23 protein-coding genes are annotated in these 18,156 nt (G+C 36.3%); 5 read left to right on the forward strand and 18 right to left on the reverse strand.

The annotated features are described in order from the left end of the window. Positions 1-6: 6 nt before the first annotated feature. Entirely contained in the window at positions 7-786 is a 780-nt protein-coding gene (locus M3189_RS01585; RefSeq protein ID WP_251631174.1) for a patatin-like phospholipase family protein, read from the reverse strand. 214 nt (positions 787-1,000) lie between these two features. On the opposite strand from M3189_RS01585, the gene ylbJ reads away from it, so the two are divergent. Next, the gene (ylbJ, locus tag M3189_RS01590) at positions 1,001-2,227 is read left to right on the forward strand and encodes a sporulation integral membrane protein YlbJ (protein WP_251631177.1); all 1,227 of its coding nucleotides are present in this window, start codon (positions 1,001-1,003) and stop codon (positions 2,225-2,227) included. Between the two features lie 22 nt (positions 2,228-2,249). On the opposite strand, the gene coaD is transcribed toward ylbJ, so the two are convergent. Both coaD and rsmD read right to left on the reverse strand, forming a co-directional pair. Continuing rightward, entirely contained in the window at positions 2,250-2,732 is a 483-nt protein-coding gene (gene coaD / locus M3189_RS01595) for a pantetheine-phosphate adenylyltransferase (RefSeq protein ID WP_251631179.1), read from the reverse strand. A gap of 13 nt (positions 2,733-2,745) precedes the next feature. Continuing rightward, positions 2,746-3,306, reverse strand: a complete 561-nt coding sequence (rsmD, locus tag M3189_RS01600) for a 16S rRNA (guanine(966)-N(2))-methyltransferase RsmD (RefSeq protein WP_251631181.1) — start codon at positions 3,304-3,306, stop codon at positions 2,746-2,748. Between the two features lie 360 nt (positions 3,307-3,666). Here rsmD and M3189_RS01605 point away from each other — a divergent pair, with 360 nt between their 5' ends. Continuing rightward, positions 3,667-4,056, forward strand: coding sequence for a DUF7147 family protein (locus M3189_RS01605; protein ID WP_251631183.1), 390 nt, complete (start codon positions 3,667-3,669; stop codon positions 4,054-4,056). A 41-nt stretch (positions 4,057-4,097) separates the two neighbouring features. Here M3189_RS01605 and M3189_RS01610 read toward each other — a convergent pair whose 3' ends face one another. From M3189_RS01610 to M3189_RS01630, 5 genes are all read right to left on the reverse strand, one after another. Further along, positions 4,098-4,373 carry a YlbG family protein gene (locus tag M3189_RS01610; RefSeq protein ID WP_045515404.1) on the reverse strand — a complete coding sequence of 92 codons (276 nt, stop codon included), beginning with the start codon at positions 4,371-4,373 and terminating at the stop codon, positions 4,098-4,100. Between the two features lie 482 nt (positions 4,374-4,855). Continuing rightward, positions 4,856-5,299, reverse strand: a complete 444-nt coding sequence (locus M3189_RS01615) for a YlbF family regulator (protein WP_251631185.1) — start codon at positions 5,297-5,299, stop codon at positions 4,856-4,858. Between the two features lie 58 nt (positions 5,300-5,357). Next, entirely contained in the window at positions 5,358-5,744 is a 387-nt protein-coding gene (locus M3189_RS01620; protein WP_251631187.1) for a hypothetical protein, read from the reverse strand. A gap of 102 nt (positions 5,745-5,846) precedes the next feature. Continuing rightward, positions 5,847-6,086: a YlbE-like family protein gene (locus M3189_RS01625; protein WP_251631190.1), complete on the reverse strand. Its 240-nt coding sequence runs from the start codon at positions 6,084-6,086 to the stop codon at positions 5,847-5,849. An 18-nt stretch (positions 6,087-6,104) separates the two neighbouring features. Further along, complete coding sequence (locus tag M3189_RS01630) at positions 6,105-6,500, reverse strand: YlbD family protein (protein WP_285889294.1); 396 nt, start codon at positions 6,498-6,500, stop codon at positions 6,105-6,107. A 141-nt stretch (positions 6,501-6,641) separates the two neighbouring features. Here M3189_RS01630 and M3189_RS01635 point away from each other — a divergent pair, with 141 nt between their 5' ends. After that, positions 6,642-7,130, forward strand: a complete 489-nt coding sequence (locus M3189_RS01635) for a PaaI family thioesterase (RefSeq protein ID WP_251631192.1) — start codon at positions 6,642-6,644, stop codon at positions 7,128-7,130. Positions 7,131-7,152: 22 nt separating this feature from the next. Next, positions 7,153-7,521 (forward strand): hypothetical protein, encoded by a 369-nt coding sequence (locus M3189_RS01640; protein ID WP_251631193.1) that lies wholly within the window; start codon positions 7,153-7,155, stop codon positions 7,519-7,521. A 35-nt stretch (positions 7,522-7,556) separates the two neighbouring features. Here M3189_RS01640 and M3189_RS01645 read toward each other — a convergent pair whose 3' ends face one another. Beyond that, the gene (locus M3189_RS01645; RefSeq protein WP_251631195.1) at positions 7,557-8,585 is read right to left on the reverse strand and encodes a CAP domain-containing protein; all 1,029 of its coding nucleotides are present in this window, start codon (positions 8,583-8,585) and stop codon (positions 7,557-7,559) included. A 203-nt stretch (positions 8,586-8,788) separates the two neighbouring features. Next, the gene (locus M3189_RS01650) at positions 8,789-9,223 is read right to left on the reverse strand and encodes a CBS domain-containing protein (RefSeq protein WP_251631197.1); all 435 of its coding nucleotides are present in this window, start codon (positions 9,221-9,223) and stop codon (positions 8,789-8,791) included. Between the two features lie 166 nt (positions 9,224-9,389). Between M3189_RS01650 and M3189_RS01655 the strand changes: the two genes are divergently transcribed. Next, entirely contained in the window at positions 9,390-9,749 is a 360-nt protein-coding gene (locus M3189_RS01655; RefSeq protein ID WP_251631199.1) for a YugN family protein, read from the forward strand. Between the two features lie 296 nt (positions 9,750-10,045). On the opposite strand, the gene M3189_RS01660 is transcribed toward M3189_RS01655, so the two are convergent. From M3189_RS01660 to cyoE, 8 genes are all read right to left on the reverse strand, one after another. Next, positions 10,046-11,218, reverse strand: coding sequence for a GNAT family N-acetyltransferase (locus M3189_RS01660; RefSeq protein WP_251631206.1), 1,173 nt, complete (start codon positions 11,216-11,218; stop codon positions 10,046-10,048). An 84-nt stretch (positions 11,219-11,302) separates the two neighbouring features. After that, on the reverse strand, positions 11,303-11,767 hold the full coding sequence (locus M3189_RS01665; RefSeq protein WP_251631208.1) for a DUF420 domain-containing protein: 465 nt from the start codon (positions 11,765-11,767) through the stop codon (positions 11,303-11,305). Between the two features lie 98 nt (positions 11,768-11,865). Then, positions 11,866-12,774: a cytochrome c oxidase assembly factor CtaG gene (ctaG, locus tag M3189_RS01670; RefSeq protein ID WP_251631211.1), complete on the reverse strand. Its 909-nt coding sequence runs from the start codon at positions 12,772-12,774 to the stop codon at positions 11,866-11,868. A 125-nt stretch (positions 12,775-12,899) separates the two neighbouring features. Continuing rightward, positions 12,900-13,235, reverse strand: coding sequence for a cytochrome c oxidase subunit IVB (gene ctaF, locus M3189_RS01675; protein ID WP_133369495.1), 336 nt, complete (start codon positions 13,233-13,235; stop codon positions 12,900-12,902). A gap of 4 nt (positions 13,236-13,239) precedes the next feature. Further along, positions 13,240-13,869 carry a cytochrome c oxidase subunit 3 gene (locus M3189_RS01680; protein ID WP_251631213.1) on the reverse strand — a complete coding sequence of 210 codons (630 nt, stop codon included), beginning with the start codon at positions 13,867-13,869 and terminating at the stop codon, positions 13,240-13,242. Next, positions 13,869-15,743: a cytochrome c oxidase subunit I gene (gene ctaD / locus M3189_RS01685; protein WP_251631214.1), complete on the reverse strand. Its 1,875-nt coding sequence runs from the start codon at positions 15,741-15,743 to the stop codon at positions 13,869-13,871. Before ctaD ends, M3189_RS01680 begins: the two co-directional genes overlap by 1 nt. A 32-nt stretch (positions 15,744-15,775) precedes the next feature. Continuing rightward, complete coding sequence (gene coxB / locus M3189_RS01690; RefSeq protein ID WP_251631217.1) at positions 15,776-16,831, reverse strand: cytochrome c oxidase subunit II; 1,056 nt, start codon at positions 16,829-16,831, stop codon at positions 15,776-15,778. A gap of 188 nt (positions 16,832-17,019) precedes the next feature. Further along, positions 17,020-17,958, reverse strand: a complete 939-nt coding sequence (cyoE, locus tag M3189_RS01695) for a heme o synthase (RefSeq protein WP_251631219.1) — start codon at positions 17,956-17,958, stop codon at positions 17,020-17,022. Positions 17,959-18,156 lie beyond the last annotated feature (198 nt).

An 18,156-nucleotide genomic window follows, 5' to 3' on the forward strand; every position in this document is an offset into this window, starting at 1 on the left:
AGCAGTTTACCCCTTCCATCCCTCTATAACATGTTTAATTTGGTTTATTTGTTTTTTTGCTTCTTCTTCTCCACGAGTAATGATTTCGTCGATATTTGTGAATGCACGGGAGCTATATTCCTCAACCGGCGGACGAATCATGATATCAGAAGCAATTTCACGATTAATAAGGATTTCTGTTTGCATAATATCAATACTCTGCATAATGACATCATATATAGAGGTGATTTCCGCATTACGTTTTACCCTCGATACGTCAACAGCAATTACAATATCAGCACCCATTTCTTTCGCAACGGATACCGGAACCCTATCTGACACTCCACCATCCACCAGGATTCTTCCATTATATTTTTCAGGGACAAATATCCCAGGGATAGATATACTTGCTCTTACAGCCTCTGCCACGGGACCTTCTTTAAACACAACTTTTTCACCTGTAAGTAAATCGGTTGCCACAATCCCTAATGGAATGGATAAATCTTCAATATTTTTTCCGTGAGTAAAAACCCTAATGAAATCCTTTACTCTTTTTCCTGCAATAAATCCCATTTTCGGAACAGTAAAATCTAAAAAATATTTACGTTTAAATGCAGTTGATAATTTATATAAACGGTCAATTTCAATACCTGCCCCATAAAAGCTGCCAACTAATGCTCCCATACTGCTGCCGGAGATAATATGAATAGGAATTCCAGCTTCCTTCAAAACTTTAATGACCCCTAAATGGGCAAATCCCCGTGCTCCGCCAGAACCAAGTGCTAAACCTATTTTAGGACGCTCCATAGCATTCCCTCCCTTTCATAAGCTTTAAAAGCATATGACAATACAAAATATGTTAGGAGAAATCTCGTTCAATCTTATGGTCTAAATTAGCGTTCTATGAGTATATTTGTGTTATATGGGGACAAGGCCAGAGTGATAAATGAATGAATAATCCTTATTTTAACATTATTTATTTACACAGTATAACAAAACCCTCGGGGAGGAGGCTCTTTCTTTGTTTCAATCAAAAATAAAAACAATATTTTTATCGATATCTGCTATTATTTTAGCTGGTTCCATGATTGCATATCCTAAGGAGTCCTTTGAAGCCTCAATCCGTGGACTTAATATGTGGTGGGAAATTGTTTTTCCATCCTTATTACCGTTTTTTATTGTATCTGAAATGTTAATTGGGTTTGGGGTAGTTAAATTTATTGGTGTGTTATTAGAGCCTCTCATGAGACCTTTATTCAGAGTTCCTGGTGTAGGTGGGTTTGTTTGGGCTATGGGAATGGCTTCTGGATTCCCGGCAGGTGCTAAGTTGACTACAAGACTTCGCCAGGAAGGTCAGTTAACCCAAATTGAAGCAGAACGGCTTGTTTCCTTCACCAACTCCTCAAATCCTTTATTTATCTTCGGGGCCGTTGCAGTTGGCTTTTTCCACAACCCTCATTTAGGAGTCATTTTAGCTTTAGCTCATTACTTAGGAAATATATGTGTGGGTCTTATGATGAGGTTTTATGGCAGGGAAACCCCCGATAAAACGGAGGACAAGCAAGGAACATTTATACTTAGGTCTGCTTTCTCAGCACTTCACCAAACAAGAATAAATGACAACCGCCCCATTGGCAAACTTCTAGGCGATGCTGTAAGTTCTTCCATTCAAACTTTGTTAATGGTTGGTGGATTTATTATTTTATTTTCAGTAGTTAACAAGCTTCTCTTTCATCTACATATAACTGCTGCTCTCGCAAAAGGTTTTGATTTTGCTCTTTCAACATTTTCATTTCCTGAAATGCTTAGCATTCCATTCATTTCAGGATTATTTGAAATTACAATGGGAAGTGATTTAACTAGCCGAGTCGGGGACGCTACTCTACTCCAACAAGCGATTATTACAAGCTTTATTCTTGCATTTAGCGGTTTTAGTGTTCAAGCACAGGTTGCCAGTATTTTAGCCCAGTCGGATATACGCTTTAAACCGTTCTTCATTGCAAGAATTGCACAAGGGATATTCGCAAGTATATTTGCTTTTATTTTGTGGAAACCAATCTATGTTCGATTTTATCAAACAGAACAGCCATCTAACGCAATCCCGGTAAGTTTGTTTGAAGAAGGTACATGGATGCATACTTTATACCATAAAACCATTGAACTTGGCCCATTAATTACCATCCTTTCACTTTCACTATATGTTTTGATCTTATATTTCAATTCGGTAAGAACACCAAAAAAGCCTTAGGATTCCCTGAAGGCTTTTTACATTATCTATTAAATTTTTTATCTAGTGCATTTTTTACAACAGGTGGGACAAGCTCTGAAATATTACCATTGTACTTTGATACTTCCTTTACAATACTAGAGCTTAAGAATGAGTACTGGCTATTAGTCATAATGAAGAAGGTTTCAATTTCATCATTTAGAACTCTGTTCATGGAGGTTATTTGCATTTCATATTCAAAGTCTGAGACTGCACGTAAGCCACGAATGATAGCATTCGCATTAACTGACTTAGCATATTCAACAAGAAGTCCGGAATGTTCATCCACCTTCACATTTTGAAGATCCTTTGTTACTTCTTTTATGAGACTAATCCGCTCCTCGACACTAAAAAGCGGGTTTTTTGATGAGTTATTCATAACACTCACATAGACCATATCAAATACCTTTGCGCCTCTTCTGATGATATCTAAATGACCATACGTAATTGGATCAAAACTCCCAGGACAAACGGCAATACTTGCCACAAAAGACTCCCCCTTATTCCTCACTATGCTGTGAATAAATTGTTATTGCAATAATTCCATACTTTTCATGCTTATATTGTGAGAACTCCCCTACCCTTTCTGGCAAATCAACATCATGACTATGTTCGCAAATTATGTACCCGTCATTTGTTAATAATCTATATTCCGAAATTTTCTGCATCAAACTGAGTAACTGCTGCTTTTTATACGGCGGGTCTAAAAATATGTAATCAAAGTGAATATCCCTTTTTACTAGGGCTTTTAATGCTCTGTCTGCATCATTCCGATATACTTCTACCTTCTCCTCCATCCTGCATGCTTGAATATTTTCATGAATTGTTTGAATTGCCTTCGCATCCCGGTCGACAAAAATGACTCTTTCTAGCCCTCTGCTTAGCGCTTCCAATCCTAATCCACCGCTGCCAGCGAAAAGGTCCAGCCCTAATCCACCTTCAAAATAGGGTCCAATCATATTAAACAAGGCTTCTTTTACTTTATCAGTTGTTGGTCTTGTTGTATTTCCGGGAACAGCTTTTAATGCTCTTCCTTTACAAACTCCTGAAACGACTCTCAATACTAATCACCACAATTTTTCTGTATTCTATTTTAACAATATCCTATCATAATTGACTAAACTAGCCAACTTGTCGGATTATATTACGAAAAATTATTTTAAATACGTATAAGCTTGGTAGTTGTGGAAATAATGTAATTAACAACATCAATTCGAGGATGTTGTTGCCAACCGCGGAGAAGACTTACGTTTCCCCATAAGTTCTTCCTCCGGTTTCTCCTCTCCCTTTGCCTTCTATCCTTAATAAGGATATAGAAGGACCCTGCAGATGAATGTCTGCAGGGTTTTTTCTTTTTAAAGCTTTATATCTAAAAATATGATAAAGTATGGAATGAATTCTTACATAAAGGAGAGTTATCTTTGATACAACGCTTTATTGAACTAGGCGAGGGGTATTCGGATATATACGAGTTGCTTGAACTAGCAAAGGCTAATCACCACCGACTTCTTCATATGATGGCATTTCATACAGTAAAGAATGATAAGCAAGTGACATCTTTAGCAGTCGTTTTGCAGCTCACAGATCCAGGAAAATTCCAAGCACTCTATATTTGCCGTGAGGGTATCCCTAATCCAAACTTTACTCCGAATAAAAGATATGATTTATTTCAGCAGACTGCAGAGGAACTTGGAAAGCAAATTATTCAGCTTTCCGTTAAACCATCCACTATTTTTCATGAAAAGGACTTGTATTATCAACATTTAATCGCCATATTAAGACTAAATCATTATATTAAACCTCTTCATTAAAACAATAAAAAAGCTTCGGCGCATATGCGCTGAAGCCTTTTTTATATACCCATTTTATAATCATACTCTTTTGCTTTATCTGGTGCTGCGTTTTCAAATTCCATCTTTAAGAAAGGCTTATATGACGGTTCCACTTTCTTAACAAATGAAAAGGAATTTATCTTTTCCATAATCACTTCAAGTTCATCTTGATTACAATAAAGTACAACATATTTTAATTTTTTTGAAACGTAATGAACATTCCCAAAACGCCTTAACATCTTTGCTTGTTTTAAGGAATAGAGCCAAATAACCAATCCTTGCCTTTGAACGAACATACTTATTTTCCCCTTCAATAAACCATCATTTTAATAAGTCTAGCATATTAAAACACTCTTTTTCAATTCAAACTTTACTGATGATTCGGTAATTTAATCAAAACACCAAAGGATAATGGTGATCCATATGGATTTAGAGCCAATCTGGCAGCAATTTATTAAGAAACTCTCATCCAACAAGAGTATAACAAATGTATATTGGAAAAAGATAACTGGAATTCCTTTTTTATATATTATCATAACTCCTAATGTATCTCAGCGGACTCTTGAGGAAATCATTAAAAAATGTTCTGTTGTCGCAATGAAGGGTCACCGTTTGCACAGTGAGACAATTTTTGTGAGGCAGGATGGCGTGCTTTTGGTTTATCGCCACCGGTTTTATGTACCGCAAGAAAAAATGTTTTGCTGCGGGAACCTGTGCGTTGATTGTACGCGTTTAAAAAGGTAACAAAAAACGGCTTAATCAAAATTAAGCCGCTTTTTTAAGCTGAACAACTACAGCTTCCACCACCGCCACAGCCTGAGCCGTGAGAATCGGAATGGAAAAATGGGTTTCCGGTAGGAACCTTAATCTGTTTAGAAACTGCGCCACCCACTTGGATACTGATTTCATCGAGCAGATTTTGCAGGTCATTTTCTGCTAACTTGAATTCAGCCACATGTGGATCTAAGTCCATGTCCCTTTTATATTCACGAATTTGACTCATTACCCTTTTATAATCTGGATGGTACTTGCCAAACCGCTGCACCTCTTCATAAAGCTCCTTAAGGTTGACAAAACGATGAATCTTCTCTTGCGTTTCCTTATTCGTCTTCATTTTATATAGGCAAATCTGATACTGTTCTAAAATATCAGATTCTATAACCATTTGTGCTAATTCCTCAGCATATTCTAATAGTTCTACTCTTTCTGATGTAGCAAGCATGTACGCCCACCTCCATTCACATTTTAACATGAAAGGAGGCTGAAAGTGAAATAAACTATTACTTAGGGATATTTACCAAGAACTCACTCGTTAATCCGTAAGGTTTGTTATGTAAATCCACAACCTCCAGTTTAACCTCATGATTCCCAGGAGGAAGACCTTTAATGATAAAGGCTGCTGCGTTTACTTCCTTTGTTCTTTTCCCATCCACCCAAATTACCAACTTACCTACTTTCTGACCATTATGATCTGATTGCCGAAAGCTGATTCCAGATAAAATACATTCAACAAATACATCTTTGCCATTCGTTTTAGATTGAACAAATAACGTGGGATTCTTGACTGAGTATTCAGTGAAGACAGGTGTAACAGGTGAACCCCGGAAACCCGAAAGAATACTAACTAAGAATATAGAAAGAATGGTTACTTTCATGCGCTTTTTCAAATCCATCACTCCTTTTACCTGTATTGTTCACCTTGTTTATTTTTTTTACTCTTTAGCCTTTTTTTACACTCGAAAAAAGACCACAAGATATGTGGTCTTTCATTAATCTTGGTCTTTCATAGACTGAAGCATGTAAAACATCATGGATGCCATTTGTACATTATTTGTAAATTTCTCAACCTTGTGTGGAATCGTTTTTTTATAATAATGCAGTGACTCAATTTCTAAAGTCTGCAGATCATAAGGGTTCCTAGACAGCTTTCGATACCACAAAGGCTGTTCTCGGATAAATTTTTTTAATTCTTTTTGGCGATTTAAATATTCGAATACATCTCTTCTCATGAAAATTTTCCCCTTTAGTTAGTCTTTACGAAATGAAAAAGGATGTTTGTGTTCAACTTTTAATGGAGTTTGTTTAGATTGACTGCCCTGAAATTGGGAAAGTACGCCTTGGATAGCCCCCAGCGCTTGACTCAAGTTATTGACATAATGCTGGATTTGATTCGGATCCATTTTTTGTACGGTTCCTAGAATGGTTGATACCCAATCTCCATTTTTATCCTCTTCCTTTTCAACACTAGGACTAGTTTTAACCCCTATTGTATCCCAACGATTATCTTCTTCTCCAAGTAAATACCAATCTTCATATAACTCCTGCCAAGTTGAATTTCCATTCCTTACTTCCTTAATTAACGCCGGGTTATTTTTCACAAATTCTTTAAATTTAATCACGGAAGGATGTAAATTCTTTTGCATAATACTTCACCCCTGCCCAAATCCAATGTGCCTACTATACGATATGTGTTAGATTAAAAATTGTGAAAAACTACTTGCTGTAAAAATTATATTTATAATGGTAAGATGACTTCAGAATGAGAAACGAGAGAGGGATTACTGATGAAAGACGCACTACAACAATTATTAAACAATTGTATTGAAAAAGGATCTGAAAAGGACTTACATGCACTTGCCTATTTATTAGAAGGATTTCAAAAGAATATCGATAAAAAGTATACACAGTATATTGATGGACTCTTACATATGGAGAGAAAAATAGATAAGGAAAAGAAAACCTGTGAAATCACAGTGCCATTAAATGCCATTTGGCATAATTCATTAGATATGGTCCATGGAGGAATCACAGCCACTTTACTTGATACTGTCATGGGGACAGTAATAAACGCTATCCTTCCAGAAGGTTATGGAGCAGTAACAAATCAACTGAATATCCATTATATTGCCCCTGGAATAGGAGACTCCCTCCTTTGTAAAGCTGAAATCATTCATCACGGAAGCAAGACAGTTGTGATTTCAGGAGAAGCTTTCCGCTCGGACGGAAAAAAAATAGCACATGCAACAGGAACATTTTTCATTATTCAAAAATAGCGTGAACGAGGAGAAAGAAAAAATGGTTACTGCAGTTGTTATTCCCATACTTTGCCTTTACTTCTTTTGGATTACTAGGAAAGAAATGAAACTAAATGATAGTAAGTGGATAGCATCTGCTGAAGTAGCAAAAGAAGCGGTTCTGACTGGTGAAATAATAAGTATCAACAAAGAAAAACAACGTTTCTATTATCATCGCTTTATCCTTTTATATGAACTTTCAATCCAAACCGAAACGAAATTAATAAAAGCTAAAAAAATAGTCCCAATCAGAAATAATACTGAAATGGCAACCTTTTCGATTGGCGACGTTGTAAGAATATATGGCAGCTGGGTAGGAAATCATTTTCACTTTAACGAATACCAACAGGTACATATAGATAAAAAGTAAAAAGGTGACTTTAAAGTCACCTTTTTACCTTTTATCTATTCCTCATCCTTTTGAATAAAGTTTTGCGTATAATATTTTTGATATACTCCGACACCTAGGTGAGTGAAATCCTCATTTAATAATGACTCCCGGTGCCCTTTACTATTTAACCAGCCCTCCGCCACTGCAGGAGCATCTGTGTAATTAGCCGCAATATTCTCACCAGCAGACTTATAGGCAACTTCTGCAGCTTTTAGCCGATCAGATAGACTGCCAAACTTCTTAGATGTATGGGAAAAGTCATTGTTTTCGGACATATCCTTACTATGACCATAGGCTACCTCTGAAGTCTCCTCATCCCATTTTAAACTGTTTACATTATGCCTTATCCGCATAACATTAGTAATATCAAGTATTTCTTTCTCTGTACTTTCCTCGATGACTCTCCACAAATCTTCACTAGGCTCAAGTGCTTCAATTAATTCACCGCTATAAACTAGTTCATATGGCCGCTGTTTAATTAAGGTTTCATCGTTCAAAAAGCGCACACTTGAAAGACTGCCAGTAAATTGGTCTATATATAATTGGACAAAAATATCACCCAATTTTATTAATGGACGAATATTCAAATCCGTATCATTCAATTCAAAACGATAAGAATTCCCCTTAAACTCAATATCTATATTTGTATCAACAGTCTGTGAATTAAAAATTTCTTCAATTGGCTGTCCAATTATAAAAGGTGAAACATCCAAGCTATCACCAATTGCAAAAACAGTTACTACTTTGTTATTCTCCACACCAACCTGAACATAACGGGAGTAGTCAATATTATAAATATACCATTGGTACCCATATAGAGATGCATCGATTCTTTGTGGTTCTCCTAAGATTCCTTTTAAATAGGTGAGGTCTTGACCAATTAGTAAGCCCATCCCACTGTTTGGCCGTTCCCCAGAAGTTTTCTCTTGAATATTATTGTCCTGATTTTGATATAATGATTTATTCATTTCTAACGTATGGTCATCAGTAATTAAAACTTCATTATCGCCATTTTCATTGATATTTGCATAAAAACCAATCATTAAGAAAATAGACGTTAGGATGAGGATTCTGAAGAGAGTACGCAGATGTTTTCACCCTCTCTATTACTTTTCATTCTAATATGTCTTATGTTAATAATTATATCACCATTATCATCGTAAGTAATAGAGAATATTAAACTTGTCAGAAAAATATAATTAAGCAAAAAAACAGATACACCATTTTGATGTATCTGCTCTCCCTATTAGTGTTGTACCCCATTGTAATTCTGCTCTGAAATTTCTGTAAGTGCTTCTTTCGCTTGATCGTCAGTCAATTTTCGAATCGCAAAATCCCCCAGAGAAACAATGCCAACTAATTTATCACCTTCCACAACAGGGAGCCGGCGTATTTGGTGCTCAGCCATTAAATCTGCTGCTTCCTTTGTTGTAGCGTCTGCAGATATTGTTACAAGTTTACTACTCATAATATCTTCCACTTTTGTAGAACCAGGGTGTTTTTCAGCGACACCTCTAACCACGATATCTCTGTCTGTAATCATACCAACAATCTTGTCCTTGTCAACAATAGGAATAGCTCCAACATTTAATTCTTTCATCTTCACTGCCACTTCAAAAACATTATCCAACAAAGTACAGCACTCTACATTATCTGTCATAATATCACGTATCTTTTCCAATTCTACGCCCCCAGTTATTAATAATTTTTCTTTAACATTTTCTTATGTTTACCAAAAGGGAATAATATATTCGATGATGTATTCATTGCAAGTTTAAACATTTTCAACTATTATTAAATTGAATTAATTTGCTTAGATAAGGCATTGTTTCTAGGAGGGACTATTTATGAAATTCGAGAATACTGGCTATGAAAAGATGAAAGCTGATTTAAACCGATTAGATGATGTAATGCTTGAGTACGGTTTAGTTCGAGAAGGTCAGTGGGATTACGACCGTGTTACATACGACCGTAAGTTTGAATTAAAAGAAGGAACATTTTACCTACGGGTTCAGGGCTATGCAGTTGAAGGAAACGTTGATTCCAATAAGGCAGTTATCGAGTTAATGACGCCATTATTAGGGAAACATTATTATCCTCACGGTGTAGAATATGGTGAAGGGGAAAACTTCCCAACATCACTAGTAAATCAATGCAAGAAAATTCTTGAGGGTATCAAAACCGAAGTTGATAAATTTGCTTTGTAAGCAAAAAGACGCATGAATTGTATTCATGCGTCTCTTTATTTTTAGGCTGTGTTAAACTAGGCTGTTGATTTGCGCTCCAGGGCGCTATGCTTTCCGCGGGCTCGCCCGTGAGCCTCCTCGCAGCTTCGCTCCTGCGGGGTCTCACTCAGCTCGTTCATCCCGCAGGACTTTGATTTACATCCTCGAATCTGCCCACGCACGAAGAAAATGCGATAGCATTTTCGAGGAGTCAAGCGCCCTTCCGCTCCAATCAACCGGTTCTATAAATCAACAGTATTCTTTAACACAGCCTATTTTTAAAAGAAATCGTAAAAAAATGGTTTGGTTTGTGGAAACAGTTCTTCTAAGGCTTCTATTTCTGTTTCTTGACCATGTAAGTAACCTAGTTCAAATAATTCAGCAGGCCGTTTGTAACCAAATAGTAATGCGGTCAATGAATTAATATCTAATCTTACACCTCGTTTAGGGGACTGTACACAATTACTTCCTTGTTTGTTTTTATAGACTTTTACTTCTCCATTACTAAGGAGATAGGTGCCATTGTTCCAAGGCGCATATTCATCTTCAAGATGCAGGAATACATTATTAGTTATGTTATTAAAAGGATATTTATTTAGGCATTGCTCTGCATTGACAACCCGTGCCATAAAATACGGAGCAACCTCCATCTTTACTTTTGGTTGATGCAGGATAAATGGTAAAAGCTCATGGCTTGAAGTTAGAATGCTGACATTATCAACCATTGAGTCGTGCTGACAAATAAAATTCCACAATCCATACCTCGCCTCATTATTTAACGCAACAAACTCCTCAACTACCATTGTCCGGTCTTTTACTTCAAATAAGATATACCCTATTGCATCTTCATTTTTATCGTAGTAAACAGCAATCTGACCCTCACCATAGATGTTATTTTTCCACCAAGATGTCTCACGAACAAGCATCCCCATGAATTTCTTACTGTAGAGCCCATAAACAGTTTCAATGACAGCATCGTGGCTTTCTTTCGTAAACCGTTTAATGGAACCAGGTTGATTTTCTAAAAATATAAGATTCTTTTTTTCAATAAGCAACTTCTTATTTTCAGTAAATACTTCCCAGCCGTATTTTCGGTAAAAGCCAATATCAAAGGGATGTAATAGTGAAACAATCTGGTCCTCCAGAACCATGCGTTCTAATGCAGTAATGATTAATCTTTTTACATATCCGTTTCTTCTAAATTCAGGATATGTTGCTACTCCAGCTATACCTCCCATTTTCCAAGAATTGTCCTTCATATTAATATGATAAGGAATAATATGAAGCTTTGCTGCCAGACTATTATCCTCCCAGGCTCCTATTACTGTATGGTCATTTAGCATTTCTAGTCTTTGTGCTACACTGTCTTCAGGTATTTTGTATTGAAAAGCATACATTGATAGCTTAAGTGATTCTAAGTAATCCTTTTCATTTAGTTCTCTGATTTCCAAGACCCTCACTCCCTTTATAAAATATTTCTCTAAATAGCCAAAAATTCCTTTTTATCATACAAAAAAAGTACCATTGAAGGCACTTTATATTCCTAATATAGCTTTTATTGTCGAGGTTGTTTCTCCTCCGGTGTAAAAAACATAAAGTAATAAGTATACAGCCACACCTGTTATAGCTGTAAAGAACCAAATAACACTTGTAACCGGACCAAGCTTTCGATGTTTAGTAAGGTTATTTTTATAACCTGTATAGAGTGTCACGATTCCAAAAACTGCTCCAGTGGTTGCTAGAAAGATATGAAAGATTAAAAAAATCGTGTAATAAATTTTTAGATTATCTGGTCCTCCAAAGGCCGTATTTCCGATAAAAATAGTCCTTGATGCATAGATAATAAAGAAAATAAGAGCAAATATTGCAGCTAGAAACATAGTTTTTTTATGTGCTTCTATTTTCCTTTGTTTAATTTGCCACCAGCCAATTGCTACTGTAATAGCACTTAAAACGATAAAGGTGGTACTTATCGTTGGTAATAACACTAGGGAATTCATGGAATTAGCCTCACTTCTTTTTTTATTTTCTACAATAATCTTAGTTTAGATAACCTTTTTTTTCAACAAAAAGAAAATCTCCCAGTCAAATGGGAGATTTATTCAATAAGCGAAGGCTTTAGAGTCGGCTGATTCAGTTCATTTTCCGAATCTGCTTTATCCTTTCGGTACCATTCAAAGAATACATGACCTAAGATAACACCATAAACAATTTCTTGAATAATCTTCATTAAAACTCCACCGAGTTGTTGATCATGTAATAATGACATCGAACTAAATAACTCTGGACCACTGATACTCAACCCTGCAAATGTTGCTGGTCCAACACAAAGGCTCATCACTTGTGCCCATACCTCGGGATCAGAATAGGTTGCATAGATGGATCCTGGTGCAAAAATGATTAAGGCACATGCAGGAGTAATTAAAATACCATCAGCAAAGACATAACCAACCTTTTTTAATCCGCTTAATCTTTGATGTTCTGGAACAGGGTTAATTAGCGGCCACCACATGAATATCGCAACGATAAAAAGAAGAACAGAGTATCCAGCGTGGAACCAGAAGTTTTGCATAACACGGTCAAAAATCATTGGGATATGATAAAAAGAAAACAATCCATTAAAAATGATTAATGCTATTAATGGTTTTGTGAAAAACCTAAACAAAGAATTAATCAGCCTTACTTTGAAAAGCTTTCTCCATATCCACACCGGAATACCAAAAATAAATATTGGCGGTATGACAAGCACTAATATTGCCATTGATATCATATGGACGTAAAACATTAAATGAGCCATTAAATCTAATGGAGACCCTTTAATAGCATAGATTAGTGAGATAGAGAGCAAAAATAACCCTGCTTGTTTCTTTGTTAGTGGTTCACTATCTACAAACATGCTACGAAATTTTATGGTAATTAAAAAGTATACTGCAGTTATTGCAAGCAGACTTAATAGAAAGTACGGGCTCCAAAGTGCTTTAAAGCCAAAAATATCTAATGTAAGCACCGCAAATCACCTCTAAATAGTAATGAAATCATAATTTTATTATATACATTTTTAATTCATGGGCGCAAAGAAATGAAACAGTTCCTATACAAAGAAAATCGGCATACGCCGATTTTCTCTACTGTCTACCACCAAATAATTGTTGAGAAAGCTAACACTGTTACTAAGCCAACAAGCAATCCTGAATAAAGAAACAGTGATGGTGCCTCATGACCTTTATGGCTCATATGCATAAAATAGTAAAGCTGAAAAATAACTTGAACAATCGCTAGTAAAAGAATAAACGGCACGATAAACCAAGCTGAAAATCCTTTAGCAGCTACTACTGCAAAAGCGATTAATGTTAAGAAAATCATCAAAGCAAATGATACAACTTGATGTCTCATTTCTTCAGCGCTTTTTTTACGACGATATTCAATGTCAACTCTTGGGTTCCCTGAATTTAATTGTGAATTTGCCATCAGTTTATCCCACCATTCCCATTAAATAAACTACTGTGAAGATGAATACCCAAACTACGTCAATGAAATGCCAATATAGGCTGGCTACGTAAAATTTAGGAGCATTATATAGATCCAAGCCACGTTTAGCATTACGAACAATTAACGTAGTGATCCATAAAAGACCGAATGCAACGTGCCCCCCATGGAAACCAACTAATGTATAAAATGCAGAACCAAATGCACTGCTTGTAAAGGTATGATGATACTCATGAACATAATGAGTAAATTCATAAATCTCTAATCCAAGGAATCCAAGACCTAATAATAGGGTTAGGATTAACCAAAGATTCATTTTTTTAGCATTAAAGTTCTTCATGTGATACATCGCATACACACTTGTTAAAGAACTTGTTAATAACAACATTGTAGCTACAAATGTCAATGGCAAGTCATACAAATCTTTTGCTAAAGTATGTGTTGTATCAGGTACTTTATCTTTTAAAGCTAGGTAGGTAGCAAAGAGAGAGGCAAAAAGCACAGTCTCTCCACCAAGGAAGAACCAAAAACCTAAAAATTTATTTTTTGCCTCAAGGGTTGATTTTTCAGGCTCAGCAGGCCATGTTTCATATGTTAATTTATCTTCTGCTTGCATTATGCCTTAGCCCCCTTATCATTATCATCTTCCATTAAATCCTCTTTATGAATATGGAAACCATGGTCATCCTTCACAGAGCGTAAGAACATCGCTCCAAAGGTAATCAATAAACCAATAATAAGAACTGGTACTGACCATGCTTTATCATCCATGTTAAACAATGCACCAAACGCTGCAACAAATAAACCGAAAGCAATTACAAATGGCAGGAATGATGAATTAGGCATGTGAATATCTCCTAATGGTTCTGCTGGAGTCATCCCTTTTTTGCCTTCCATCTTTTCCAACCAGTAAGCGTCTAAACCACGAACCAATGGAAGCTGTTTAAAGTTATAGAATGGCGGCGGTGATGGTAATGCCCATTCAAGTGTTCTTCCATCTCCCCATGGATCATTTCCAACTCGTACATTTTTCACTGATGTCATGATGACATTGTATAATAGGACTAGCACAGCTAGTGACATGAAAACTGCACCCAATGAACTAATTAAGTTTGATGTTTCAAATCCTTGGCCAGGCAGGTATGTGAATACACGGCGCGGCATTCCCCATAAACCTAAGAAGTGCTGGATAAAGAATGTCATATGGAAACCAATAAAGAATAACCAGAATGTGATTTTTCCTAGTGTATCATTTAACATTGTTCCAAACATTTTCGGCCAGTAAAGGTGAGTCCCTGCGAGAATCGCAAATACTACACCACCAACGATAACGTAATGGAAGTGAGCGACTACGAAATACGTATCATGGTATTGATAGTCTGCAGCAGCAGACGCAAGCATTACACCTGTAACCCCACCGGCAATAAATGATGGAATAAATGCTAAAGCATAAAGCATCGGAGTCGTAAATTTGACACTTCCGCCCCACATGGTTAATAGCCAGTTAAAGATTTTAATACCTGTCGGTACACCAATTGCCATAGTAGCAACCGCAAAAATTGCGTTTGCCACGGGACCTAGTCCAGTAGTAAACATGTGGTGAGCCCAAACCATGAATCCTAAGAAACCGATTAATACTGTTGCGAATACCATTGAAGAGTATCCGAATAGGCGTTTTCTTGAGAACATTGCAAAGATTTCCGAGAAAATACCAAATGCAGGAAGTACTAATATATATACTTCTGGGTGTCCGAAGATCCAGAATAAATGCTCCCAGATAACCGTGTTACCACCCATGGTAGTAACAAAGAAATTCGATCCAAACATACGGTCAAACATCATTAAGACGAGACCAACAGTTAATGGAGGGAATGCAAATAAAATAAGTGCTGAAGTAACAAAAGTCGACCAAGTAAACAATGGCATCCTCATATATGTCATTCCTGGTGCACGCATGTTAATAATTGTTACAAGAAAATTTATACCACCAATAAGGGTACCTATACCTGAGATCTGTAATCCCAATACATAGAAATCAACCCCATGACCTTTGGAGGCCATTGCGAGGGACGCATAAGAAGTCCATCCAGCATCAGGTGCACCATCAAAAAACCATGAAAGGTTTAGAAAAACTCCTCCGAAGAAGAATAACCAAAATCCTAATGCATTGACAAACGGAAATGCAACGTCACGCGCTCCAATTTGTAATGGCATTACGGCATTCATAAAAGCAAAAACAAGCGGCATTGCTGCAAGGAATATCATCGTTGTTCCATGCATGGTAATAATTTCATTGAATAATCCTGCACTTACAAAGTCATTGTTTGGTACTGCAAGCTGGATGCGGATAAAAACAGCTTCTAATCCGCCGACTACAAAGAAGAATCCACCTGCAATAAGATATAGGATGGCGATTTTTTTATGGTCAACTGTCGTTAAATAATCCCATATAGTTGCGCCAAATCCCTTTTTTTGTGCGTAGGTACTCACGCTTTTTACCTCCCTTTCTACCAATTCCCCAATTATTCCTGAACTTTTAATCCCATTAAATATTCTGCTACATCATTAATCTGTTCATCTGTTAATGAATAACTACCTGTCATCAAGTTACCCGGCTTGTATTTTTCAGGATCTTTAAGCCACTTTTTCAAATCTTCTTCACTGTGATCCAATACACCAGCTATACGAGAACGTTCGCCAAAGTTTGTTAAATTTGGAGCACGTCTTGCTTCCGGTGGTGTAGCGTTTGCAGGTGTAACAGCATGACAGCCTATACAGCTTTTATTAAAGATTTCTTGACCACGTTGAGCACTTTCAGTTTCTGCTACTTTTGGTTCTTCAACATCTTTCATATCTGCAACCCAGCTGTCAAAGTCATCACGGCTCATGGTTTTAACTTTAAAGTCCATTAATGCATGCGATGGTCCACAAAGCTCTGCACATTTACCATAAAATAAATCCCCAGCTTCTTTAGCCTTGGCACTATCAAACTCTAACCAGAATTTATTAACATTCTCTGTATTGGTATCTAGCTTACCGCCAATTGCTGGCACCCAAAAGGAGTGCTTTACATCAGAAGATATTAAATTAAAATATACCTTCTCATCTGTTGGAACGACTAAATCTTGACCGGTAACAATTCCTTGGCCTGGATATTCAAATTCCCACCAATATAAATTGGAGCGTACATTGATGACAAGTGCATCTGAGTCTTTTTTATCCATTTCTTTTACATCTGCTAATTTAAACGTAGCAGAAACCGTTGGAACTGCTAAAAGCAATAGTAATAAAATAGGTATAACTGTCCAAATAATTTCTAGTTTGTGACTTCCTTCTACCTGTTTTGGTATCTTTTCATCTTTACGTCTGAACTTAATCAAAACGATAAAGAAAATTACCATTACAACTACAATAACCCCTACCATAATCAATGTACTTAGTTTCATCAGATCATATTGAATGTCTGCAACTTCACCAGCAGGCCTTAATGTCGATAGGAACGGTTCGCCACATCCTGAAAGGATAAGCGAAAGAATCGCAAATATCGAAATTAAACGCCATTTTGCAAGCCTTTTCATAGCTAATTCATACCCCTCTTTCGATAAATGATTTCTTTTCGTATATGTGATCAAACATGTATGTAGTATTGTTCCTTCTTAACGTTAAAAGAAACACGGAGACAAAAGAAAGTATAAATGCCTCCGATATTTTATTAATAACCTTTAGGAATACTTATAATCCCCATTATTAAGAAAGAACATTCCAGCTAAACTAATGTAACAATGACCATTGCAACAAAAATAATCGTTAAGTATTGCAATGAATACACAAACATTAATTTTGCCCACTTAATATCATCTTTGATCTTATATCCATAAATCCCTAATACAAGCCAACCGATATTTAACACGGTTGCCAAAATTAGAAATGGGATTCCTAATGAAGTAAGTAATAAAGGTGTCGGCAATAATGCAGCTACCCATATTAAAATGTGTTTCTTAGTTGTCTTAAATCCCTTTACTACTGGAAGCATTGGGATTCCTGCAGCTCTATATTCTTCTACCCGCCGCATTGCTAATGCATAAAAATGGGGAGGCTGCCAAATAAACATAATAATAAACAAAGCCCATGCTATCATATCAAGATTTCCATCAACTGCAGCCCAGCCAATTAGCGGCGGTACAGCACCTGAAATACTGCCTATGATTGTATTTGACACCAATTGCCGTTTAGACCATAAGGAGTACAGTACAACATAACTAAAAACCCCAAGCAGCCCAATCACTGTTGCAGTTATGGTAGTAAACAATAGAAAAATTGTTCCTAGAACAATTAAGAAAATACCCAATCCAAGTACCTTTGAAGGAACTATTTTCCCCGTTACCGTAGGTCTTGATTTGGTTCTTTCCATTAAGGGGTCAATGTCACGATCAATGTAATTATTTATACTGCATGAACCCGCAATAATAAGGGAGGAACCAATAACGGTAAATAAAACTATATCTATGTTACTTAGAAAACTTTGACCACTAAAATGAAGTGCCAGCCATATGCCAGTAAAAGTTGTAATAAGATTAGAATTTACAATTCCGATCTTTATAAGTGCCATAAAATCTTTCCACATAGTGGATTTTGCCATATGTGAATTTAGAGCCGTTGAGCCATTTTCTATCGTTGCTTCACCATATGCCTTTGAATTTGGCATCTTTCCCCCTCCTAAATATGTTGTAATTATTATTATAATCCCGATAGATAACTTTACCAAATTATAATAGTTATTTAAATGCTATTATTATTTTATAATACTGTTATTTAAGGAACGCTTTCTCTGTATATTAAATCACACTTTGGTATGTTTTTGTGAATTTTTTTTGAATAATTTTTGTCTAAATTGTGTCCAAGG

Source organism: Neobacillus niacini (assembly GCF_023715415.1).
Lineage (GTDB): Bacteria > Bacillota > Bacilli > Bacillales > Cytobacillaceae > Neobacillus > Neobacillus niacini_C.

Coding starts and splice junctions, on each gene's coding strand:
- M3189_RS01640 (WP_251631193.1), top strand. CDS start 7,153: ATGGTTACTGCAGTTGTTATTCCCATACTTTGCCTTTACTTCTTTTGG.
- M3189_RS01655 (WP_251631199.1), top strand. CDS start 9,390: ATGAAATTCGAGAATACTGGCTATGAAAAGATGAAAGCTGATTTAAAC.
- coxB (WP_251631217.1), bottom strand. CDS start 16,831: ATGAAAAGGCTTGCAAAATGGCGTTTAATTTCGATATTTGCGATTCTT.
- M3189_RS01665 (WP_251631208.1), bottom strand. CDS start 11,767: ATGAATTCCCTAGTGTTATTACCAACGATAAGTACCACCTTTATCGTT.
- M3189_RS01625 (WP_251631190.1), bottom strand. CDS start 6,086: ATGAGAAGAGATGTATTCGAATATTTAAATCGCCAAAAAGAATTAAAA.
- ctaF (WP_133369495.1), bottom strand. CDS start 13,235: ATGGCAAATTCACAATTAAATTCAGGGAACCCAAGAGTTGACATTGAA.
- M3189_RS01585 (WP_251631174.1), bottom strand. CDS start 786: ATGGAGCGTCCTAAAATAGGTTTAGCACTTGGTTCTGGCGGAGCACGG.
- M3189_RS01630 (WP_285889294.1), bottom strand. CDS start 6,500: ATGCAAAAGAATTTACATCCTTCCGTGATTAAATTTAAAGAATTTGTG.
- cyoE (WP_251631219.1), bottom strand. CDS start 17,958: ATGCCAAATTCAAAGGCATATGGTGAAGCAACGATAGAAAATGGCTCA.
- M3189_RS01615 (WP_251631185.1), bottom strand. CDS start 5,299: ATGCTTGCTACATCAGAAAGAGTAGAACTATTAGAATATGCTGAGGAA.
- M3189_RS01635 (WP_251631192.1), top strand. CDS start 6,642: ATGAAAGACGCACTACAACAATTATTAAACAATTGTATTGAAAAAGGA.
- M3189_RS01645 (WP_251631195.1), bottom strand. CDS start 8,585: ATGATTGGTTTTTATGCAAATATCAATGAAAATGGCGATAATGAAGTT.
- M3189_RS01680 (WP_251631213.1), bottom strand. CDS start 13,869: ATGCAAGCAGAAGATAAATTAACATATGAAACATGGCCTGCTGAGCCT.
- M3189_RS01610 (WP_045515404.1), bottom strand. CDS start 4,373: ATGTTCGTTCAAAGGCAAGGATTGGTTATTTGGCTCTATTCCTTAAAA.